The organism is Amycolatopsis halotolerans (genome assembly GCF_042647905.1).
Lineage (GTDB): Bacteria > Actinomycetota > Actinomycetes > Mycobacteriales > Pseudonocardiaceae > Amycolatopsis > Amycolatopsis halotolerans.
The window spans coordinates 92,695-115,128 of record NZ_JBHRWI010000012.1 but is presented as its reverse complement, the minus strand read 5'-3'; the positions used below and the strand labels follow the sequence as shown (position 1 = coordinate 115,128).

Genomic DNA, 22,434 nt, shown 5'->3' with positions numbered 1-22,434 from the left:
GTAGAAAGCTTGGCGGGTCCGCGCCGCGAGGCGCTGCCCACCGCGCAGCCGTTCGCGGGATGCCGCCGAATCAACGAGGAGAAGAGCATGCTGGCGTTGCTGGGTTTGCTGTTGGTGGTCTGGGTGGTCTGCATCGTGGTCGGGATCGCGGTGAAAGGGTTGTTCTGGCTGCTGATCATCGGCGCGGTCTTGTTCGTGGGCACCGCCGCGATCGGTTTCGTGAAACGCGAAGCGCTCGGACGCGGCAAGCGCTGACCCCGATCCCGCCGCGACTGCCCGCGCCGCGTTCTGACCCGGAGAGGCGGCCTGGTGGCCGTTCCGGACGGACAGCTCCCGACCCGGCGGATCGCCGGTGGCGGCCGGCCGCAAACGGCGAAGCCGGCAGCGGACCTGGTGCTGACCCAGCGGGGGGTAAGAAGATCTGCCGGCCCGGTGGTTCCCGCAGCGGATCACTACGAGGCTGACGGGAAGCGTTCGCTGGCTTACGGGATATGCGGTGTGATGGGTGCCGTGGGCGCGATCCCGATCTGTGATCGGGTGGGCACCATGTTGCTTGCCGTCCGGTTCATCCCGGAGAAAGAGCGGGACGGATTGGAGCATGAGGCCCCCTTCCCGCGTCGCTGGTGGTAGTCGCTCAGGCTGGGGCCGTCTTGCTGGTGTTCGACAGTTGGCGGAAGCAGTGGGAGCTGCCCGGCGGAACGCGAGAGCCGGGGGAGACTCCGCGCCGCACCGCGGTCCGGGAGTTGCGTGAGGAAACCGGTATTCACACGGACGACCTGGGGTTCGCGGCCGTCGCCGCGGTCGGCCTGGTGCGGCCGAACCGCCGGGAACTCCTCGCTGTTCACCGCGGTTGTCTTCGGTTCCCTCCGCGATTGACCGCCAACGACGGAGCGCTGGCGTTCCGATGGTGGCGGCCGGCGGCCGACGTGGACGAAGACATGAGCCCGCCGGACGCGGAGATCGCCATGCGGGTGCTGCGAGCCAGATCAGGCGATGATGCTGGCCCGCCGACGTAATGCCGCGTTCGGTCGCGACCTCGGGCATTCGGGACCGCCGCTTGGGCAGCCGTTCGGTGATGTCGCCTCCTGACACGAGCATGCGGCAGCCAGACCTCCCCGACGTGCCCAGTGAGAAACGACCGGCCCTCCGGGCGCGGCGAGGTCCAGAGGCGCACGGTCTTGTCTTCGCCCCCGCTGGCCAGAGTGTGACCGTCGGGGCTGAAAGCCACCGAATGTCCGAGAAGCGGCTGTCCTTGCGGTGATGGTCGGGTGGGGGCGGAGATGTCCCACAGCCGGACCGTACGGTCGTTGCCGCCGGGAGCGAGGGTGCGCGGACGGTGTTTTCCCGGAGCCCTTCGCGGATGACCAATCCATTCCGGTGTCCGCTGCGAATACCCGGTGATACGTCGGCCCAGACCATGCCGGATCGCGCTAGTCGAGGAGCTGACGATGAAAAAGACACGGCAAGGTGCAGCACTGGTGATGGTCGCTGCCGCGGCGATGGCCATGGGCGGACTGGGCAACGGAGTGGCGAGCGCCGCGCCCGCGCCGGTGGCGTCGATTCCCGATCTGACCGGTGTCTCCACGTCGGTGGCGCTGGACTCCGGATTTGTCAGCGCGCTGCAGTCGTTGAACGTCGCACCGTCTCCGTCGGGCAACGCGACGGTCAAGGACGGCGTCGCGTCTTTCCCGATCACCGGCGGCAACGTCACTGTCTACAAGCCAGGTGAGGTCGACCCGTATGTCCAGGGCAGCATCGAGCACCAGGGCAGCGGGTTGAAGCTCACCAAGGGCGCCACGGTCGTTCAACTGGACAATTTCGTCGTCGACCCGGGCAAGCCCGCCACCCTGAGCGGTCGCGTGCAGGCGGGCGGCAAGGTCGTCGCGCCGAGCACGGTGCTGTTCGACCTCGACGGCTCGACGCTCAAGCCGATCACCACGGACGCCGCTGCCGGCACCGCGACCCTGACCGGGACCACGGTCAAGCTGTCTGACGGCGCGGCCAAGGCGTTGAACGGCGCGTTCGAGACTGACGCGTTGAAAGGCGGCACCACCATCGGGATCGCGACGATCGTGGTCGCCCTGCCGGGACACATGAAGCAAATGCCCGCCGGCGGCGTCGCCACCGGCGGCGGCAGCACGGCCGGCCCGGAGCACATCGGGCTGATCACCGGCGGTTCGGCGGCAGTGCTGTTCGCGGCGGCGATCGGGTTCATGGCGATCCGGCGGCGCGGCACGGTCCGCACGAGCACGGATTCCGACAACCGCTGAGTCCGCTGGGAGAACTCCTGGTCCCGCGGGCCGGCTTCGCCTCCGGTCCGCGGAACCGTCCACTTCGGCCGGATTGAGCGTGGTCATGGCAGAGTCTCACCGCAGCAAGCCATCCCGGTGGCGGCTGAGCGCGATCGTGATCGCCGCGGTCCTCGCGCTGGCCGGAGCCTCCGCGATCGGGTACGGGCTCAGCGACCAGCACCGCGCGCCGGAACCGGCCCCGGCCATGTCCGCCACCGGTGCGCCGTCTCGAAGCCCAGGCCCGGCTCCCGCCCCGGCCGCGACCCCGCACGGCATGTCCGCGTCCCCGCCGGTATCCATCCGGATCCCGGCGATCGGGGTGTCGTCTGCGGTCAACGAGGTGGGCCTCAATCCGGACGGCACCATGCAGGTTCCCCAGCCGGGTCCGCACTACGACCAGGCCGCCTGGTTCCGCGGCTCGCCGAGCCCCGGCGAGACGGGGCCGTCGGTCATCCTCGGGCACATCGACTCCGCCCGCAACGGGCCGTCGGTGTTCTTCGACCTCGGCGGCCTGAAACCCGGCGAGCAGGTGCGGGTCGACCGCGCCGACCACACCGTGGCCACCTTCGAGATCGACCTGGTGAAGTCCTACCCGAAATCCGACTTTCCCCAGCAGACCGTCTACGGCTACACCTCCCAGCCGGCACTGCGGCTGATCACCTGCGGAGGCAGTTTCGATTATGGCACCCGGCAATACCGCGACAACACCGTCGTCTTCGCGCACCTGGCAGAAGCATGAGCGGACACGAGGCTCCGGCAAAACCTTTGAGGTGACCGGCCGAGGCGTCGGTTTCGGCTTCCGTGACCACTGCACAGGGCCCGGTGTCGTCGTCCTCGGTGTGGACGTCGGACACGAGGATGTTGACCTCCACCGCCTCGATAGCGGTCATCTGCTCGATCGCGCCGATCACATGGCGCCGCGCCGATCGGGCCAGGCCGGCGATAGACCCGCCGTAGTCGACGGCCAGCGCCCGGTCTACCGCTGCGGGCCGCCTCGCGGGGCGACGTCGACGCGGTACTGGGTCCGGTCGGGGTCGAGATTTTTCTCGCGGGCGATGGCGCTGGCACGCGGCTGTCGGTCGTTGATCAGGGTGACCGAGGCGGCGGGTGGCGACCGGCCGGCGATGGCACCCGCCCGCACGCTCGCCGCAGTCTGGCGCGATGAGGGAGTAGTCGCGGGTGTTTTGCTGCCAAATCACCTGGGTAATCCCATGATCTGCAGCGCTGCCCCAGTCCCCGGCGGCACGATTCCGTGCGTACCTGTGGGGGCGGCTGTGGCAACCATCAGCGACAGGTCGAGGCTTTGCCAGACGCTGCTGCAGCGGGCGGGGCAGGGCGACACCGCAGCGTTCGCCGAACTGTACGACTGCACCGCACCGGCCGTGTACGGGCTGATCCGCAGCATCCTGCCGAACCTGCGACAGGCCGAAGATGTCACCTGCGCGGTGTACCGGCACGCTTGGCAGACGGCCTCCCGCTACGACCCGGGGCGCGACGACGCGTCCACGCTGCTGATGACCATCGCTCGGCGGTATGCGCTCGACCGGCTCCGGACCGTCCTGCCCCGCGATGACGCGTCCGGCCGGCCGGCGCCAGACGATGACGTCGCCGATCTTCTGAGACGGCTGTCGGGCGCTCAGCCGGTCGCTGCGTTGCCTGCCGCGTCGGGTGCGGCGCTGGTCTTGATCTACTTCCGTGGGCAGACCCTGACGGAGGCCGCCGAACTGCTCGGCGTCCCCGCGGACGTGGTGATCTCTCGGTTGAACGACGCCTTCTCATGTCTTCGTCAGCCTCGCCGCAGCCATTCTGCCGATGCACCGACCTGTGCCGGGCAAACACACCTGCCCCGCCAGCGGGACAACGGGCGATGACCGCCGCCTCCCGGCCGACCGGGGCCGCAACGGCAGAACCGCCCTTCCGTTCCGCTCATACGACGTTGCGTTTCGAACGGCGTGCGCTCTCCGCGATCCGCCACGCCGCCCGCTACGGGCTGTTCACCGCGCACGAGGCCGCAGTCCTGACGAACCGCGTTCGCGCCGTGACCGCCGAGACGTTCGCCTTGCTGACCGCACGCACCGAAGACTCGGAAGGCTCCGACGGATGAGTACACCGGAATCCGGCTCCGCGAGCGACCTCGTCGCGACCCGTCCCGCACGCGGCACCGTCCATTCCGGACCGGCGGGATTCGACGGCGCACTGACCGGCGACGCCGATCACCTGGAGCTGACCGATGGCCGCCGCGTCCGCATCGCGGTGCGACGCTGGCACGGCGAGGCCGACCACGGTGACCGGCGCCTGCTGGACTGCTGTCACGGACCCGCCATCGACCTGGGCTGCGGACCCGGGCGGCTCGTGCGTGCGCTGGCGGCGCGCGGCCTCCCCACGCTCGGAGTGGACGTGTCGCCGTGGGCTGTGCGGTACTGCCGGGCCAGGGGAGCGCCCGTCCTTCAGCGCGATGTCTTCGGGCCGCTGCCTGGAGCCGGCTTCTGGCGGCATGTCCTGCTCGCGGACGGCAACATCGGCCTCGGCGGCGACCCGGTGACGCTGTTGCGCCGCTCGGCCGCGCTGCTGCGGCCGGCGGGCACCGTGCTGGTGGAGATCGCCCCCGCCGACAATGGCCTCTGGCGCGGAGCCGCACGCGTGGGCAGCTCGCCGAAGTCCGGAGAATGGTTCCCGTGGGCGATTGTCGGGCTCGACGCGCTCGACGCGGTGGCCTGCGCGGCCGGATTGCGGCTGCGCGAGAGGCACCGATGCCAGCACCGTAATTTCGCCGTACTCCACCGTGAACGCTGGTGAACGCGCATGACGACGCCGAGCCCGCCTCCCGATCCCCTCCAGAAGCAGCACTCCAGTGCGCAATCCCGCGTGGACAGCACTTCCACCGCGGAACAATCTGCGAAGGACAGTCCGGCCGAGCCGTCGTACGGATTCCCCGCCGTGCTGTGGAGGGCATTGGAACGGCATCGGCCGCCGGGTCTGGGCCGGAGCCGGGTGTGGCGCAGCCCGCTGCGCGGGCCCTGGCTGACGTCGGTGTTCGGTGCGGTTCTGCTGGTGTCGCTGCCGATCGTGATCGTCACCGGTCTGTTGTCCTATATCGCCTATGGTCCGCAGTTCGGCCAAGCCATGCCCGCCGGTGTCGGCTGGCTGCGGCTGCCCGGCTTCGACTGGCCTGCCGAGCCGTCCTGGCTCTACCGGCTGAACCAGGGACTGCACGTCGGTCTCGGACTGGTGCTGATCCCCGTCGTGCTGGCCAAGTTGTGGTCCGTGGTGCCGAAACTGTTCAGCTGGCCGCCGGCCCGGTCGATCGCCCAGGCTCTCGAACGGCTGTCGCTGCTGCTGCTGGTCGGCGGGATCCTGTTCGAGATGGCCACCGGCCTGCTCAACATCCAGTACGACTACCTCTTCGGATTCAGCTTCTACACCGCGCACTACTACGGCGGCTGGATCTTCCTCGGCGCGTTCGTCGTGCACGTCGCGATCAAACTGCCGCACCTGATCCGGGCGTTGCGCTCCCGGTCGCTGCGCACCGAACTGCGCACCTCCCGCGCCGAGACCCGCCCGGAACCCGCCGGCAGCAGCGATCTGGTCGCGATCGACCCTGCTCCGGCGACAATCAGCCGTCGTGGCGCTCTGGCCGTGGTCGGCGGCGGCGCGGCCCTGATCGCGGTAATCACCGCCGGGCAAACCGTCGGCGGCTTCACCCGCTACGCCGCGCTGCTGCTGCCCCGAGGCCGCGCGCCTGGGGACGGACCCAACGGCTTTCCCGTCAACCGGACCGCCACCGCGGCGGCGATCGCGCCCGCCGACACCAGGTCCGGGTGGCGGCTGACGCTGACCGGAGGCCCGCGCCCCGTGCTGCTGGACCGGGCAGCGCTCCTGGCGATGCCGCAACACACTGCCGGGCTGCCCATCGCCTGCGTCGAAGGATGGTCCACCACCCAGACCTGGACCGGCGTGCGGCTGGGCGACCTCGCGGCGCTCGCGGGAGTGCCCGCGCCGGGATCCACCCGCGTGCGATCGCTGGAACGAGCCGGCGCGTTCGGCCAAGCCACCTTGCAGGCCAACCAGACGCTGCACCCGGACGCGTTGCTGGCGCTGAAGGTCAACGGAACCGACCTGTCGCCCGACCACGGCTACCCGGCGCGGATCATCGTCCCCGCGTTGCCGGGCGTGCACAACACCAAGTGGGTTCGCTCCCTCGCCTTCCGGAGGGCGTGACATGCGCACCGTTATCTCACGTGTCAAAGGTTTCTACGGGGCGCACCCGCTGCATCTGCTGGCACTGCTGGGTTGTTTCGCCCTGGCCGGATACGCCGCGCTGCAGACCGCCGCCGACCGGCAGTGGCCGCTGATGCTCGTGTGGTTCCTCGCCGCGGTCATCGGCCACGATCTCGTGCTGTTCCCGATCTACGCCCTCGCCGATCGCTCCCTCACCACCGTCCTGCACGCGATCCGCCCCGCCCGGCGCACGGCTCCGCCCGTGCCGGCGGTGAACTACCTGCGGCTGCCCGCGCTCGCCGCGGGCCTGCTGTTCCTGCTGTTCTTCCCCGGCATCATCGAGCAAGGCCAGGACACCTATCTCGCCGCGACCGGCCAAACCCAGCAGCCCTACCTCGCCCGATGGCTCCTGCTCGCCGCGGCGCTGTTCGCGATCAGCGCCATCGCCTACGCCGTCCGTCTCGGCCGCGAGCGCGACCGGAGGACCCGCGGCCGGAAGCGGCCCAACGTCGAGGCACCGCCGAACGAACCACCTGGGAACGCGTCGCATCAGCGCCGCGGCGGCAGCGCATCCGCACGCCCTGGGCGCACCCGGGCACCCGGCCAGTCCGAGGAAGCTCCATGACCCGGCACGCCGAAACTGTCGCGGCCGCCAGCCGGACGGCGACCGCGGCAACGCGCGGTCTCGATTCCCGGCGCCCCTGTGCCGTCCTGCAGGTGCGGCCCGGCGAGGGCATGGCCCACGCCTTGGACCTCTATCTGGCCAGCGGTTACGACATCGAGAGCGCCGCCGACGGCTGGGTGCTGCTGCGCAGCCCCCGCGGTCGTGTCGCTCTCACCACCGGTCGACCGCCGCATACACCGTGAAGCGCCACGGAACGCGCTGGTGGCCCGCACTCGTGAGAGCGCGGGCCACCAGGACGGCACTACGGCGGGTCACCCGGTCTTGAGTTTGCGGGCCAGTCGTTCCGGTTTCGGCCACCGGACCTGGGACGCCCAGCCGAGTTTCTCGAACGCCCAGATGACGCGGGCGGAAATGTCGAGCTGGCCGCGTCGCACCCCGTGGCGGGCACCGGTGGGGTCGGCGTGGTGGGAGTTGTGCCAGGACTCGCCGAAGGACAGGATCGCCAGCGGCCAGAAGTTCGCCGACTTGTCCCGCGCCTCGAACGGCCGGTGACCGATCATGTGGCAGAGCGAGTTGACCGACCAGGTCACGTGGTGCAGCGCGGCGACCCGCACCAGGCCGGCCCAGAAGAACCCGGTCAGCGCGCCCCACCACGACATCGTGATCAGGCCGCCCAGCAGCGCCGGCATGAGCAGCGTCACGACCGTGAGCGCGGGGAAGAGGCGGTCGACCATCGCGATGTCGCGGTCGGCGAGCAGGTCGGGGGCGAACCGGCGGGGGTTGGTCTTGTCCCGGTCGAACAACCAGCCCATGTGCGCGTGCCAGAATCCCTTGGCCAGCGCCGCGGGGGTGGTGCCGAAACGCCACGGTGAATGCGGGTCGCCGTCGCGGTCGGCGAAGGCGTGGTGGCGGCGGTGGTCGGCGACCCAGCTGATGACCGGGCCCTGCATCGCCATGCTGCCCGCAACGGCGAGCGCGACCCGCAGGCCACGGCCCGCCTTGAAAGCGCTGTGGGTGAAGTACCGGTGGAATCCGACCGTCACGCCGAGCCCGGACAGGCAGTAGAAGAACACCGCGAGACCGACGTCGAGCCAGCTCAGGCCCCATCCCCACGCGAGGGGGACGGCGGCTAGGAGAGCGAGCAGGGGCACCACGGCGAACAGCTTGACCAGGAACGTTTCCGTGCCCGACTTGTGTCCTTCGAGAACGGGCTCCGGCGGGCGAGACGGCTGAGATCGGGGAGCCGGGCGCGGGCGCGTCGGCTGGAGTGTGTCGGCCACAAGGTTACCTCCGGTAACTCGGTTGTCCTGCGGATGCCGCCGGGGCCGGGGCGATCGGGTGCCGGACATCGTCTGATCGACGGCCGGGGCGAGAAACCCTCTGCCACGAGGAATACGCACGTGGCAGAGGGCATGCGGTGCGGGCCGGAGACCCGCACAAGGAGAGACGATGACGATCAGACGGGGCGTACAGCGCTGGCCTGGAGGCCCTTGGCGCCCTGGGTCAGCTCGAACTCGACCTGCTGGTTCTCGTCGAGGCTGCGGAAGCCGCCGCCGTCGATCTCGGAGTAGTGCACGAATACGTCCGGGCCGTCCTCGCGGGCGATGAACCCGAACCCTTTTCGGCGTTGAACCATTTCACGGTGCCGTGAGTCATGGGTGGATTTCCTCACTGGAGGTTGGAGAGTCGGAGGCGGGCAGGTGCCCGGGCCTCGCGGCCGTACTGTCAGACGGCTACTTCTCCACCTTGTCCGGCAAGAAAAAGAACCAGCGCCCGCATCGTTCTTCGCGGGGCGTGTCACACACACGTACACACCAAAAATCTACGACCACTCCGTACAACGACCGCGGCGCCAAAATTGTTCCATCGCCGGGTTCTGGTGTGCCGGGTCGCCCGCCCCGGTGTTCAAGCCGGTGAAGCTGTTGCGCGCGGGCGTGCTGGAGGACGGGGCAGCGCGCCGCAGGACGGTCCGGCATTGCCGTTGCCGTGCAACGCATATCCGCGCGAGTGCGGCATCTCACTTGTCCCAATCTTCGGCCGGGCCGGTTCCGAATCCCCGGTGAACGCAAGAAACCCGTGGCAGCGCAAGAGTGTCTGTCACTCTGCCGGCGAATGGAACCCCGATGACCTTCATGCAGTCGATTGTCAACCTGATCATCACGTTCGGGAACATCAGCATCTTCTGACCTCCGCTGAGCGCAGCGGAATCGCAGGGGCCGCGGCCGCCTCGTCACCGACGGCCGCGGCCCTCGGCATGCGGAAAACAAATCCAGTGAGGACTAGCAGCACTACGATCTCGGGTCATCCCATGGTGTGGCATGTCACCCGGACCAGTCCAACCGGACGGGCGACACGAATCCCCGGTGCACCCAGGTCCTCGGTGCGCTCAGGCAGGAGATCACCGCGGCGGCGACGCCGTCGCGGGTCATGCCACTCGACTCCCATTGCCCGGCTGCCACGGCCGCCGCGAACGGGGGGTATCCGATCGGGAAAGTGGGGAACTGTGGTTCTTCGACGCGAGGAACACCTGGAGCTGTCGGCCGCTCAGCGCGGGATCTGGTTCGCGCAGCGGATCGCGCCCGGCAATCCGATGTTCACCATCGCCCAGTACCTCGACATCCGCGGCCTGCTGCGAGCGGACCTGCTGGAGCAGTCCGTCCGGCAAGTGCTGCTGGACACCGAGGCGTTGCGGCTGCGGTTCACCGCGACCGACGAGGAGCCTCGGCAGTCCGTCGCACCGCTGGGCGAATGGTCCCTGCCGGTGATCGACCTGGGCGGCGAGCCGGATCCCGAACGCGCCGCGCGGGCCTGGATGCGCGCGGACCTCTCCGCGCCGGCCGACGTGCATGGTGACCGGCTGTTCTCGGCGACGCTGCTGAAGCTCGGCGCCGGCCGGTCCTTCTTCTACCAGCGCGTCCACCACCTCCTGGTCGACGGATACGGCGCGACGCTCGTGGTACGCCGGATCGCGGAGAACTACCACGCGCTGCGGACCGGCGGGCCGGTCGAGCCTGCCGGGTTCGGCCCGCTCGCCGAAGTGCTGGCCGAGGAAGAGGACTACACCGGCTCCGCACGCCACCGCACCGACGGCGACTACTGGCGCACGCGGTTCGCCGACGTGCCCGAGGCGACGGCGCTTACCGGCTCCGCGGCGGCGACGGACACCCGCTTCCTGCGGCACACCGCCCGGCTCGACGCCGCCGAGGCCCAGAAGCTGCGCGCGACGGCGCGGGGGCTGGGCACCGACTGGTCTCCGTTCGTCATCGCCGCGGCGGCCGCCTATCTGCACCGCAGCACCGGTGACCGGGACATCGTGCTCGGCCTGCCGGTCACCACCCGGCGGACCGCGCTGCTGCGGTCGACCCCGGCGATGGTGTCCAACGTGGTGCCGCTGCGCCTGCGGGTCACGCCCGCGACCACGATGGCCGAGCTGGTGGCGCAGACCTCCCGCGCGGTCCGCGGCGCGCTCAAGCACCAGCGTTACCGCGCCGAGGACCTGCGCCGCGACCTGGGTCTGTCCCGTGCCCGGCGGCTGCACGGCCCGGCGGTCAACATCCTGCCCTTCGACCCGCGGATCGAGTTCGGCGAGCACGACGCGACGCTGCACAACCTGTCCGTCGGTCCGGTCGACGATCTCTCGATCGTCGTCCAGGGCTCGGCCGACCACGGGCTGCGGATCGACTTCGACGCCAACCCGTTGCGCTACAACGAAAAAGATCTCGCCGGCCACCACGAGCGATACCTCCGGCTGCTACGCGCGGCCAGGACCGCCCCGGCCGCTCCGGTGGGCAAGCTCGACCTGCTCGGCGACGACGAGCGCGAGCTGGTCCTGCGCACGTGGAACGCCACAGCCGCCGAGGCCGAGCCGGCCACCTTGCCCGAGCTGTTCGCCCGGCAGGCCGCCCGCACACCGGCGCGTCCGGCGGTGTCCGACGGCACCACTGCGCTGACCTTCGCCGAACTCGGCGATCGCGTGGACCGGCTCGCCCGGATCCTCGCGGGCCGGGGCGCGGGTCCCGGCAAGGTCGTCGCCGTCGCGCTGCCGCGGTCGGCCGACACCATCACGGCGCTGCTCGCGGTCAGCCGGACCGGTGCGGCCTACCTGCCGCTCGACGTCAGCTACCCCGCGGACCGGCTCGCCTACCTGATCCAGGACGCGCGGCCCGCGCTGGTGCTCGCCGACGGCACGACCCGCGGGTTGCTGCCGGGCAGCCCGCTGGTCCTCGACGACCTCGACCTGGCTTCGGCGCCGCCGGTCGAGCTGGCTTCGCCGCGGCCGTCGGATCTGGCGTACCTGATCTACACCTCGGGTTCGACCGGCCGCCCCAAGGGCGTCGCGGTGGAGCACCGGTCGTTGAGCAACCTGTTCGGGAGCCATCGCCGACGGCTGTTCGCGGCGGGACGCGCGGCCACCGGCAAGGACGTGCTGCGCGTGGCGCATCTGTCCGGCGTGGCGTTCGACGCCTCGTGGGATCCGGTGCTCTGGCTGCTCGACGGGCACGAGCTGCGGATGGTGTCCGACGTCGTCCGCCGTGATCCGGAGGCCTGCGCCCGTTATCTGGCCGAGGAACGCATCGACTCCATCGAGACGACGCCCTCCTACGTCCGCCAGCTGCTCGCGGCCGGCGTGCTCGACCAGCCCGGCGGCCACCCGAAGCTGTGGGCACTGGGCGGCGAGTCCGTCGACGCGCGGTTGTGGGCCGAGCTGACCGAAGGCGACCGGCTGGTGGCGGTCAACCTCTACGGCCCCACTGAGTCCACTGTGGACTCCGTGATGGCCGTGCTGCCCTCGCACGCCGAGCCGGTGATCGGCGCGCCGGTCGACAACGCCCGTGCCTACGTGCTCGATGCCGCGCTGCGCCCAGTTTCGCCTGGCGTCACGGGCGAGCTGTACCTCGCCGGCGCGGGGCTGGCTCGCGGCTACCACGACCGGCCCGCGCTGACCGCGCAGCGGTTCGTCGCCAATCCGTTCGACGGTCCCGGCGAGCGGCTGTACCGGACGGGCGATCTCGCGCGCTGGACGCGCCGCGGCGCACTGGCGTTCGCCGGCCGTGCCGACGACCAGGTCAAGATCCGCGGCTTCCGGATCGAACCCGGCGAGGTCGAGGCCGCGCTGACCGCGCTCCCTGGCGTCGCCCAAGCCGTCGTGCTGGTGCACGGCTCCGGCGACGCGGCCCGGCTGGTCGCCTATGCCGTGTCCGGCACGGACGGCGCCGAGCTGCGCTCGCGGCTCGCCCGCGACCTGCCCGAGTACCTCGTGCCGCAGATCGTGGTCGTGGTGCCGGAACTTCCCTTGACGCCTAACGGAAAACTCGACAAGGCGCGCCTGCCCGTACCCGGCGCGTCGGTGTCCGCCCGCGGTCGGGCCCCTCGTACCGAGGACGAGCGGGTCCTGTGCGCGATCTACGCCCAGACGCTCGAGCTGGCCGAGGTCGGGGTGGATGACGACTTCTTCGCACTCGGCGGGCAGTCGTTGCTGGCCACCCGGGTCATCGGCCGCGTCCGCGCCGACCTGGCGGCAGAGGTCGCCATCCGGGACCTGTTCGAGGCACCCACTCCGGCCCTGCTCGCGGGGCGGCTCCGGCACCATGACGCGTCGGACCGTCCCGTGCTCCGGCCGCGCTCGCGCGCCGGGCGCGTGCCGCTCTCGCCGGCCCAGCAGCGGCTCTGGTTCCTCAACCGGCTCAACCCGCTGGCCGCGGACTACACCATGCCCGTCGTGCTGCGCCTGAGCGGCATCGTGGACGAGCCGGCGCTGCGGCTGGCTCTGGCCGACGTGGTGGGCAGGCACGAAAGCTTGCGCACGATCTTCGCCGAGTCCGACGGTGAGCCCGCCCAGCGGATCCTGCCTCCCGAGGCGGCGGGCGCCGGCCTCGACACCGCCGACGTTCCCGCCGCGGAGCTGGACGAGCGGCTGGCCGCCGAAGCGACGCGCGGGTTCGACCTGTCCATCGAGGCGCCGCTGCGCGCCACGCTGCTGCGGGTCTCGGCGACCGAGCACGTGCTGCTGCTGGTGATCCACCACATCGCCGGCGACGGCTGGTCGTTCGTCCCGCTGGCCCGCGACCTCACCGCCGCCTACCAGGCACGGCTCGCCGGCGACACCGCCGGCCTGCCGCCGCTGCGGATCCAGTACGCCGACTACGCGCTCTGGCAGCGGGAACTGCTGGGTTCGGAGAGCGATCCCGCCAGTCGCGCGTCGACGCAGCTGGACTACTGGACCTCGGCCTTGCGTGACCTGCCCGCGGAACCGAACCTGCCGGCCGACCGGCCGCGTCCCGCCGTGCCGAGCGGGGCCGGCGGCAGCGTGCCGGTCACCGTGCCCGCCCGGCTGCACGCCGCGCTGGCCGGGCTGGCCGCCGAGCACGGCAGCAGCCTGTTCATGGCCCTGCACGCCGGGTTCGCGGCCACGCTGGGCAAGTTCGGGGCCGGCCGGGACATCGCGATCGGCACGCCGGTCGCCGGCCGCACCGAATCCGGGCTCGAGGACCTGATCGGCTTCTTCGTCAACACCTTGGTGCTGCGCGCCGATCTCGGCGGCGACCCGAGTTTCACCGGCTTGCTCGGGCAGGTGCGCGACAGCGACCTCGCCGCGTTCGAACACCAGGACCTGCCCTTCGAGCGGATCGTGGAGGAGCTGGCACCGGACCGCGTTCCCGGGCGCAACCCGCTGTTCCAGGTCCTGCTGACGCTGCAGAACAACCCGGCCCCGGTGGCAGAGCTGGCCGGGCTGCGGATCGAGGCCGGAGCCGCCGCGACCACCACGACCGCCAAGTTCGACTTGTCCCTCACCCTGACCGAGAACCACGAGGCCGGTGGCGCACCCGCGGGCATCACCGGAGAGCTGGAGTACAGCCTCGACCTGTTCGACGCACCGACCGCGCAGCGGCTCGCCCAGGGTTTCGTGACGCTGCTGGAGGCAGTGCTGGCCCGGCCTGACGCCCCGCTGCGGACGGCGAGTGTGCTCACCGGCGCCGAGCGCGCGCAGCTGGTGAGCGAGTGGAACGGCGCGCGCAGACCGGTGCCCGCCGCGACACTGCCCGAACTCTTCCGCGCTCAGGCCGCTCGCCGTCCGCACGGGAGAGCCGTGACCGCGGCGGACGGCACGCTCACCTTCGCCGAGTTGGACGAGCGCGCCGACCGGCTGGCCCAGGTCCTCGTCGAGCGGGGCGCCGAGCGCGGACGCCCGATCGCCGTCGCGCTGCCCCGTTCGACCGGCACCGTCGTCGCGCTGCTGGCGGTGCTCAGGTCCGGGGCGGTCTACCTGCCGGTCGACGTCGAGTACCCCGCTGACCGGATCGCGTACCTGCTCGACGACGCGGCACCCGCCCTGCTGGTCAGTACCACGGAGATCGCCGCACGCCTGGCCGCGCCGCTGCCCGCGGTCCTGCTGGACGAGCCGGGCCTGCTCGACGTCGTCGGCCGCGCGGAGCTGCCCGGCCCGCGGGCCCGCGACTTGGCGTACCTGCTCTACACCTCGGGCTCCACCGGACGGCCGAAGGGCGTCGCCGTCGAACACGGCAGCCTGGTGAACCTGCTCTCCAGCCATCGCACCGAGGTCTTCGGACCGGCCGTGGCGGCCACCGGTCGCGACGCACTCCGGATCGCGCACACCGCGGGCGTGTCGTTCGACGCCTCCTGGGACCCGATCCTGTGGCTGGTCGACGGGCACGAACTGCACCTGCTCGACGACGGCACCCGCCGGGACCCCGAAGCTCTGCTGGACTACGTGGCCGGTCAGCGGATCGACGTCATGGAGACCACGCCGACCTACGTGCGGCAGCTGCTCTCGCTCGGCCTGCTGGCCGAGGGCCGCCACCGCCCCGCCGTGCTGGGACTCGGCGGCGAGGCCGTCGATCCGGCGTTGTGGTCGGACCTGGCCGCGCTGCCGGACCTGCTGGCGTTCAACTTCTACGGCCCCACCGAGTCCACAGTGGACTCGGTGGTGGCGCGTATCGCCGACCACCGCGCGCCGGTGATCGGCACCGCCGTGGACAACGTCGGCACGCGCGTGCTCGACGCCGGACTGCAGCCGGTCCCGCCGGGTGTGACCGGCGAGCTGTACCTCTCCGGCGCAGGGCTGGCGCGCGGCTACCTCGGCCGCCCCGGTCTGACCGCGCAACGGTTCGTCGCCAGTCCCTTCGACGATGCCGGTGCGCGGATGTACCGCACCGGAGACCTGGTCCGCCGGAGCACGGCGGGCTTCCTGGAGTTCGTCGGGCGGACCGACGACCAGGTCAAGATCCGCGGTTTCCGGGTCGAACCCGGCGAGGTCGAGGCCGTGCTCGCCGCGGCGGAGGAGGTCTCCGCGGCCGCCGTGGTGGTCCACACCGGACCCGACGGGACCGAACGGCTCGTCGGCTACGTCGTCACCGGCGGCACCGACGTCGCACACCTGCGGGCGCGGGCGGCCCGCGCGTTGCCGGACTACATGGTGCCGCAAGCGATCGTCGCGCTGCCCGCGCTGCCGCTCACCCCCCACGGCAAGCTCGACAAGGCACGCCTGCCCGGACCCGGCGCCGCCGCGGGCACCTCCGGCCGCGCCCCTCGGACGAGGACCGAGGCCGAGCTGTGCACCCTGTTCGCCGACACACTCGGCCTGCCCGATGTCGGCGTGGACGACGACTTCTTCGCCCTCGGCGGCCATTCCCTGCTGGTCACGCGGCTGGTCAGCCGGATGCGCAGCCGTCTCGGCGCGGAGGTCGCGATCCGCACCGTCTTCGAGGCGCCCACCCCCGCGGCGCTCGCCGCGCGCTGGACCGGCACGCACGCGGTGCGCACCCCGCTGCGGAAGCGGACCCGCCCCGACCGCATCCCGCTGTCCTACGCGCAGCGGCGCATGTGGTTCCTCAACGGCTTCGAGGGCACCGGCGCCGGCTACCACATCCCGATGGCGCTCCGGCTGCGCGGCGAACTCGACCGGGAGGCACTGCGGGCGGCATTGGGCGATGTCCTGGCGCGGCACGAAAGCCTGCGGACGGTCTTCCCGGTCGAGGACGGCGTGCCCTGCCAGCGGATCCTGCCGATGGCCGAGGTGACCGCCGAGCTACCGCTGCTGGAGGTCAGCGGTGACGGCCTCGCCGACGCGATCACCGCTCACGCGGCGAAACCCTTCGCCCTCGAAACCGACTTGCCCCTGCGGGCCGCGCTCCTGCGCGTCGCCGACGACGAACACGTGCTGCTGCTCGTCGCGCACCACATCGCCAGCGACGGCTGGTCGACCGCGCCGCTGGCCCGGGACCTCGCCAGCGCGTACTCGGCCCGCCTCGGCGGAACCGACGCCGGCCGGCCGCCGCTTCCGGTGCAGTACGCGGACTATGCGCTGTGGCAGCACGAAGTTCTCGGCGACGAGGACGACACGAGCAGCCTGCTGCGCCGCCAGCTCGACTTCTGGCGCCGGTCACTGGCGGGGCTGCCCGAGGAGCTTTCGCTGCCCTGCGACCACCCGCGTCCCGCCGAGTCGAGCTACACCGGCGGCACGGTGCGTCTCGACCTGACCGAGCGGCTGCACGCGCGGCTGGCCGCGTTCGCCGCTGAGCGTGGCGCGAGCCTGTTCATGGTTCTGCATGCCGGGCTGGCGACGCTGCTCTCGCGCCTCGGCGGCGGCCCGGACGTGCCGATCGGCACGCCGGTCGCGGGCCGCACCGACGAACTGCTCGACGAACTGGTCGGGTTCTTCGTCAACACGCTGGTGCTGCGCGCCGACCTGTCCGGCGAGCCCGGTTTCGCCGAACTGGTCGAGCGGGTCCGCATGAGCGACCTGGCCGCGTTCGACCATCAGGACGTGCCGTTCGAACGGGTCGTCGAGGAGGTCGCGCCCGCCCGCACACTCAGCCGCCACCCGCTGTTCCAGGTGATGCTGACGCTGCAGAACACCCCGCCCGTCGAGCTGGACCTGCCCGGGCTCGACGTCTCGGTCGCCGGGTACGACGACGTCGCCGCGGTGAAATTCGACCTCTCGGTGTCGCTGAGCGAACGACGGCACCTCGACGGCCGCCCGGCCGGACTGTCCGGCACCGTCGAGTACAGCGCCGACCTGTTCGAGCCGGAGACTGTCCAGCGGCTGGGCGGCTGGCTGACCCGGCTGCTCGAGGCCGCGCTGGACGACCCGGCCCGCCCCGTCACGCAGCTGGAACTGCTCTCGGCCGGCGAGGCCGAGGCCGTTCTGGAGACGTGGAACGACACCGCGCGGACATTGCCCGCCGAGACGATCGTCTCGGCCTTCGAACGGCACGCCGCCGGTGCCGCGGCCGAGGACGACGCGGTGGTCGCGGGCGGCCGCAGCGCCTCGGTCGCGGCGCTGAACGCCGATGCGAACCGGCTCGCCCGGCTGCTGCGCTCCCGCGGCATCGGGGCGGGGAAGACCGTCGCCGTCGCGTTGCCCCGGTCGGTCGAGACGATGGTGGCGCTGCTCGGGGTGCTGAAGTCCGGTGCGGCGTACCTGCCGATCGACCTGAGCTACCCGGCCGAGCGGCTCGCTTTCATGCTCGACGACGCCGCACCCGCGCTCGTCCTCACGGCCGTCGCGGCTCAGGCGGAACTCCCGGACACGGCCGCGCTCATGCTGGACGACCCGGCGGTCCGCGCCGAACTGGCCGCACTGCCGGCCGGCGACCTGACGGACGCGGAACGGCTGCGCCCGCTGTCGGCGCGGCACCCCGCGTACGTCATCTACACCTCCGGCTCCACCGGGCGACCGAAGGGCGTGGTCGTCGAGCACAGCTCACTGAGCAACCTCCTGCGCCAGCACGAAGAGAACGTGTTCGCCCCGGCGACGGAGCGCCTGGGCGGCCGCCGGTTGCGGGTCGCGCTGACCGCGGCGGTCGCGTTCGACGCGTCGTGGGACCCGGTGCTGTGGATGATCGCCGGGCACGAGCTGCACATCGTCGACGACGACACCCGCCGGGACGCGAGCGCGCTCGTCGCCTACCTGCACGACCACGCCGTGGACGCCGTCGAGACCACGCCGTCCTACCTGCGGCAGCTGCTGTCCGCGGGGCTGCTGGACGACACCGCGCACCGGCCCGCGGTGCTCGCGCTCGGCGGCGAACAGGTAGACGAGGTGCTCTGGGCACAGCTGCGCGCCGTGACCGGACTGACCGCGTACAACTTCTACGGCCCCACTGAGTCCACAGTGGACTCAGTGGTGGCGGACCTGGCCGACGGCACGCGGCCGGCGATCGGCAAGCCGGTGCACAACACCCGGGCCTACGTGCTCGACGCCCGGCTCCGCCCGGTCCCGGCAGGAGCGCCGGGAGAGCTGTACCTCTCCGGTGCCGGCGTGGCCCGCGGGTACCTCAACCGCACTCGCCTGACCGCCGAACGGTTCGTCGCCGACCCTTACAGCGGCACTGGCGGGCGGATGTACCGCACCGGCGACCTCGCGCGCTGGCGCGACGACGCGAGCCTGCAATTCCTGGGACGCGCCGACGACCAGGTGAAGCTGCGCGGATTCCGGGTCGAGCCCGGCGAGATCGCCGCGCTGCTCGAAGCCGACCCGGCGGTCGCCGGGGCGGCCGTTGTGGTCCACGACGGTCCCGGCGGCCAGCGGCTGGTCGCCTACGTCGTCCCGGCCGCGGGCGCGCCCACCCGGGCAACACTGGCCGCGGCTTTGGCCGGTCAGGTGCCGGACTACATGGTGCCCTCGGCGTTCACGCTGCTGGAGCGGCTGCCCCTGACCCCCAACGGCAAGCTCGACCAGCGTGCGCTGCCCGAGCCGGAGGAAATCGCCACAGCCGCCTTCCGCGGTCCGCGCTCACCGCGGGAAGACCTGCTGTGCAAGCTGTTCGCCGAGGCACTCGGCCTGCCGCGGGTCGGCATCGACGACAGCTTCTTCGAACTCGGCGGCCACTCGCTGCTCGCCAGCGGCCTGATCACCCGGATCCGGTCCGCGCTCGGCGTCGAGCTGCCGATCCGGCGGCTGTTCGAGACCCCGACCGTCGCCGGGCTGGCCGCGCAGCTGGACACCGAATCGTCCGGCAGCGACCTCGACGTGCTGCTTCCCCTGCGCACCACCGGGAACCGGTCGCCGCTGTTCTGTGTGCACCCGGCCAGCGGGCTGTCCTGGACCTACTCGGGGCTGCTCAAGCACCTCGCACCGGATCAACCGCTCTACGGCTTGCAGTCGCGGAAACTGACCGACCCCGGCTACACGCCGGCGGGCATCCCCGAGATCGCCGCCGACTACGTCGAGCACATTCGCTCGGTCCAGCCGCACGGTCCGTACTACCTGCTCGGCTGGTCGTTCGGGGGGAATCTCGCCCAGGAGGTCGCCGCTCAGCTGGAGGCCGAGGGCGAGGAGATCGGGCTGCTGACCCTGCTCGACGCCTACCCTGGCGTCCCCGGCGACGGGCTCGAAGCGGGCAGCGAAGCCGAGATGTTCGCCGCGCTGCTGCGGAATCAGGGTTTCCCGCTTCCGCCGGACGGCGAGCTCGACCGGGCCGCGGTGCTGGCGCACTACCGCGCGATCGGCAACCCGATGGGCAACCTCACCGAAGACGCGCTGGGCGGCATGATCGGCGCCTTCGTCAGCCAGGCCGAATTGATGCGCGAGTTCGCACCCAGCCCGATCCGGGCCGACGTGCTGTTCTTCACCGCCACCCGCGACCGGGACGCCGGCGGCCCCGTGCTCACCGATTGGCTGCCCTACCTGGGCGGGCAGGTCGGCAACCACGACGTCGACGTGCGGCACGCCCAGCTCACCCAGCCCGGCGCACTCGCCCGGCTCGCACCGATCCTCGCCGAGCGCCTCACCCGGCGTCAGGCGCGCCCCACCGACCAGCCACAAGCCAGAACAGGGAATCGACCGTGACCAACCCCTTCGAATCCGCCGACGAGTCCTACCTCGTCCTCGTCAACCACGAGAACCAGCACTCGTTGTGGCCGGCCTTCGCCGACATTCCGGACGGTTGGACCGCGGCGTTCGGACCGGACTTCCGGCTCGCATGCCTCGAGTTCGTCGAGCGCAACTGGACTGACATCACCCCGCGGAGCCTGCTCGACGAGGAGACCCCCCGATGACCGTCGGCCCCGCCATCCGGCTCGAAGGACTACGGAAGTCCTTCGGCGCCAAGAAAGCCCTCGACGGCGTCGACCTCACCATGGCGGCCGGGCAGGTATTCGGCCTGCTCGGCCCCAACGGAGCCGGCAAAACGACGGCCGTGCGCATCATCACCACCCTGCTGCGCCCGGACGGCGGTCGCGCGGTCGTCGCCGGCGCCGACGTCGTGGCCGACCCCGACCGGGTTCGCCGCTCGATCGGGCTTTCCGGGCAGTACGCCGCAGTCGACGACAAGCTGACCGGCTTCGAGAACCTCTACCTCGTCGCGAAGCTCTACGGCATGCGCCGGCGGCGGGCCGCGCGGACCGCGCGGGAACTGCTGGAACGGTTCCGCCTCGACGACGCCGCCGACCGCGGCGCCGGCACCTACTCCGGCGGCATGCGCCGCCGGCTCGACCTGGCCGGCGCCCTCGTCGCGGCCCCGCCCGTGGTCGTGCTCGACGAGCCGACCACCGGCCTGGACCCGCAGAGCCGGCTCAACACCTGGGACGTCGTCGCCGAGCTGGTCCGCGACGGCACCACCGTCCTGCTCACCACCCAGTACCTCGAGGAAGCCGACCAGCTCGCCGACCGGATCGCCGTGCTCGCTGACGGCCGCGTCATCGCCGAGGGCACCAGCGACGAGCTGAAGAGCGCCACCGGCGGGGAACGGCTGGAACTCGTCGCCGCCGACGAGGCCGGACTGGCCGCCGCGCACCGTATCCTGGCCGGTATCGGCGGCGTCCCGCCGACACTGGACCGGCGCGCCCGCCGTCTCGAAGTCGCCGTCGGCGCCACGCAGAGCGGCCAGCACGCCCTCGCCGCCGCGGCCGCGCGGCTCAACGCCGAACACGTACGAGTGCTCGACCTCGGCCTGCGCCGCGCCACCCTCGACGACGTTTTCCTGTCCCTGACCGGCGCCAGCACTCCCACGAGAGACTCCGAGGAGACCGTGATCCTGCCACCGATCACCGACTGGCCCCGCCACTCGGGCCGCCTCGACCGGACCGAGGCCGGCGCGTGACCGCACTGGCCCAGGTGGCCCGCGACAGCAGCGCTCTCGCCTGGCGCAATCTGCTCACCATCCGGCGCACCCCCGGCTCGATCTTCGCCAGCGTGCTGCAGCCCATCATGTTCGTGCTGTTGCTGGGCTACGTTTTCGGCGGCAGCCTCGGCGGCGACGCCTACCGCGAGTTCATCATGGCCGGCATCTTCGCCCAGACCGTGACGTTCAACGCCTCGTTCACCACCATCGGACTGGCCAACGACCTGCAGAAGGGGATCGTCGACCGGTTCCGGTCCCTGCCGATGTCGAGGGTCGCGGTGCTGCTCGGCCGGACCACCTCGGACCTGACCACCAGCGTCGTCAGCCTGCTCATCACCAGCCTGTGCGGGCTGGCCATCGGCTGGCGCATCCGCGGCAACCCGCTCGACGCCGTGCTCGCCTACCTGCTCATCCTGCTGTTCGCGTTCGCCATGTCCTGGGTCGGCGCCTTCATCGGACTGGTCTCCCGCAGCGTCGAAGTCGCCCAGAGCCTCGGCCTGATCTGGCTGTTCCCGGCCACCTTCATCTCCGCGGGCTTCGTCTCCGTGGCCGCCCTGCCGGAGCCGCTCGCCACGATCGCGGAATGGAACCCCATCACCGCACTCGCCAACGCCGCCCGCCGCCTCTTCGCCAACCCCGCCCCGGCCGCCGTGGCCCAACCCCACAGCTGGCCCGCCGAAAACGCCATCTTCTACTCGGTCCTGTGCTCGCTCGGTCTCATCGCCCTGTTCATGAGCCTCGCCGTCGCGCGCTACCGCCGCGTCGCGAGTCGATAAGCCAGATCGGCACCGAGAAATGCGGTCCGCGGCACCGCAATCGCGGCCGCGCAACGACCCGCAGGGCTTCCCGGGGCATGGACCGCTCCGGCGGACGGCACTGCTGTGCCCGAGCACCGCTGGCCGCGGACGGCCTTGGCCGGTGGGCGCGGGCTGGGGGCGGGTTCGGGGGCTTCGGCGCGCTGCGCGGCTTCCTCGAACGCGGCCGACTCGACGGCGGCATGTTCGACCCCGCGGGCCCGCCTGGCACCGGGGCGGCAGCCCGGGCTGGCGAAGTCGCGCGTCCGAGGGGGTCCCACCCTGTGACCAGCCATCGCCGCCTGGTGCCACACCGCGTGCCAGCGGGACGAGGCATCCGGCGAGAGCGCCTGATGTCCGGCCTCTTTCGCGGCGTCGGCGATGTGGGAGCCGATGAATCCGGTGCTTGCGGGTGAGCAGGA

Annotated in this window: 17 protein-coding genes and 2 pseudogenes; 15 read left to right on the top strand and 4 right to left on the bottom strand. The window is 71.6% G+C overall.

Annotation, left to right across the window (positions count from 1 at the left end; genetic code table 11):
• The first annotated feature begins 87 nt into the window (after positions 1-87).
• Genes ACFORO_RS08695 through ACFORO_RS08685 form a run of 3 tightly spaced genes read left to right on the top strand, consistent with a single transcriptional unit; the run spans position 88 to position 1,016 of the window.
• On the top strand, positions 88-255 hold the full coding sequence (locus ACFORO_RS08695; RefSeq protein WP_377868186.1) for a hypothetical protein: 168 nt from the start codon (positions 88-90) through the stop codon (positions 253-255).
• 54 nt (positions 256-309) lie between these two features.
• Complete coding sequence (locus ACFORO_RS08690) at positions 310-630, top strand: hypothetical protein (RefSeq protein ID WP_377896515.1); 321 nt, start codon at positions 310-312, stop codon at positions 628-630.
• A 26-nt stretch (positions 631-656) separates the two neighbouring features.
• A complete protein-coding gene (locus ACFORO_RS08685) occupies positions 657-1,016 on the top strand; it encodes an NUDIX hydrolase (protein ID WP_377868385.1) in 360 nt (119 codons plus the stop codon).
• A 152-nt stretch (positions 1,017-1,168) separates the two neighbouring features.
• On the opposite strand, the pseudogene ACFORO_RS08680 reads toward ACFORO_RS08685, so the two are convergent.
• Positions 1,169-1,507, bottom strand: a pseudogene (locus ACFORO_RS08680) (WD40 repeat domain-containing protein); the annotation flags it as partial.
• Between ACFORO_RS08680 and ACFORO_RS08675 the strand changes: the two are divergent.
• Positions 1,449-2,270, top strand: coding sequence for a hypothetical protein (locus ACFORO_RS08675; RefSeq protein ID WP_377868187.1), 822 nt, complete (start codon positions 1,449-1,451; stop codon positions 2,268-2,270). The pseudogene ACFORO_RS08680 and the gene ACFORO_RS08675 overlap by 59 nt on opposite strands.
• Positions 2,271-2,355: 85 nt before the next feature.
• Positions 2,356-3,030 carry a class F sortase gene (locus ACFORO_RS08670; RefSeq protein WP_377868188.1) on the top strand — a complete coding sequence of 225 codons (675 nt, stop codon included), beginning with the start codon at positions 2,356-2,358 and terminating at the stop codon, positions 3,028-3,030.
• Here ACFORO_RS08670 and ACFORO_RS08665 read toward each other — a convergent pair.
• Positions 2,948-3,490: an Asp23/Gls24 family envelope stress response protein gene (locus ACFORO_RS08665; protein WP_377868189.1), complete on the bottom strand. Its 543-nt coding sequence runs from the start codon at positions 3,488-3,490 to the stop codon at positions 2,948-2,950. The genes ACFORO_RS08670 and ACFORO_RS08665 overlap by 83 nt on opposite strands.
• 75 nt (positions 3,491-3,565) lie before the next feature.
• On the opposite strand from ACFORO_RS08665, the gene ACFORO_RS08660 reads away from it, so the two are divergent.
• From ACFORO_RS08660 to ACFORO_RS08635, 6 genes are read left to right on the top strand one after another with little or no spacing between them, the layout of a single operon-like run.
• Entirely contained in the window at positions 3,566-4,162 is a 597-nt protein-coding gene (locus ACFORO_RS08660; RefSeq protein WP_377868190.1) for a sigma factor, read from the top strand.
• A complete protein-coding gene (locus ACFORO_RS08655; protein WP_377868191.1) occupies positions 4,159-4,395 on the top strand; it encodes a hypothetical protein in 237 nt (78 codons plus the stop codon). The genes ACFORO_RS08660 and ACFORO_RS08655 overlap by 4 nt, the downstream gene beginning before the upstream one ends.
• Positions 4,392-5,087 (top strand): class I SAM-dependent methyltransferase, encoded by a 696-nt coding sequence (locus tag ACFORO_RS08650; protein ID WP_377868192.1) that lies wholly within the window; start codon positions 4,392-4,394, stop codon positions 5,085-5,087. The genes ACFORO_RS08655 and ACFORO_RS08650 overlap by 4 nt, the downstream gene beginning before the upstream one ends.
• A gap of 6 nt (positions 5,088-5,093) precedes the next feature.
• Positions 5,094-6,509: a molybdopterin-dependent oxidoreductase gene (locus tag ACFORO_RS08645; RefSeq protein ID WP_377868193.1), complete on the top strand. Its 1,416-nt coding sequence runs from the start codon at positions 5,094-5,096 to the stop codon at positions 6,507-6,509.
• A gap of 1 nt (position 6,510) precedes the next feature.
• Complete coding sequence (locus ACFORO_RS08640; RefSeq protein ID WP_377868194.1) at positions 6,511-7,134, top strand: hypothetical protein; 624 nt, start codon at positions 6,511-6,513, stop codon at positions 7,132-7,134.
• Positions 7,131-7,376: a hypothetical protein gene (locus tag ACFORO_RS08635; protein WP_377868195.1), complete on the top strand. Its 246-nt coding sequence runs from the start codon at positions 7,131-7,133 to the stop codon at positions 7,374-7,376. The genes ACFORO_RS08640 and ACFORO_RS08635 overlap by 4 nt, the downstream gene beginning before the upstream one ends.
• Positions 7,377-7,445: 69 nt before the next feature.
• Here the strand turns inward: ACFORO_RS08635 and ACFORO_RS08630 are convergent, their stop codons facing one another.
• Both ACFORO_RS08630 and ACFORO_RS08625 read right to left on the bottom strand, forming a co-directional pair.
• Positions 7,446-8,306, bottom strand: a complete 861-nt coding sequence (locus tag ACFORO_RS08630; RefSeq protein ID WP_377868386.1) for an acyl-CoA desaturase — start codon at positions 8,304-8,306, stop codon at positions 7,446-7,448.
• 284 nt (positions 8,307-8,590) lie between these two features.
• Positions 8,591-8,790 (bottom strand): annotated as a pseudogene (locus tag ACFORO_RS08625) (cold-shock protein).
• An 847-nt stretch (positions 8,791-9,637) separates the two neighbouring features.
• Here ACFORO_RS08625 and ACFORO_RS08620 point away from each other — a divergent pair.
• The 4 genes from ACFORO_RS08620 to ACFORO_RS08605 are packed head-to-tail and all read left to right on the top strand — an operon-like array spanning position 9,638 to position 21,994.
• On the top strand, positions 9,638-19,945 hold the full coding sequence (locus tag ACFORO_RS08620) for an amino acid adenylation domain-containing protein (protein ID WP_377868196.1): 10,308 nt from the start codon (positions 9,638-9,640) through the stop codon (positions 19,943-19,945).
• The gene (locus tag ACFORO_RS08615; protein WP_377868197.1) at positions 19,942-20,154 is read left to right on the top strand and encodes an MbtH family protein; all 213 of its coding nucleotides are present in this window, start codon (positions 19,942-19,944) and stop codon (positions 20,152-20,154) included. Before ACFORO_RS08620 ends, ACFORO_RS08615 begins: the two co-directional genes overlap by 4 nt.
• A complete protein-coding gene (locus tag ACFORO_RS08610) occupies positions 20,151-21,197 on the top strand; it encodes an ATP-binding cassette domain-containing protein (RefSeq protein WP_377896514.1) in 1,047 nt (348 codons plus the stop codon). The genes ACFORO_RS08615 and ACFORO_RS08610 overlap by 4 nt, the downstream gene beginning before the upstream one ends.
• Positions 21,194-21,994 carry an ABC transporter permease gene (locus ACFORO_RS08605; protein ID WP_377868198.1) on the top strand — a complete coding sequence of 267 codons (801 nt, stop codon included), beginning with the start codon at positions 21,194-21,196 and terminating at the stop codon, positions 21,992-21,994. Before ACFORO_RS08610 ends, ACFORO_RS08605 begins: the two co-directional genes overlap by 4 nt.
• Positions 21,995-22,434 lie beyond the last annotated feature (440 nt).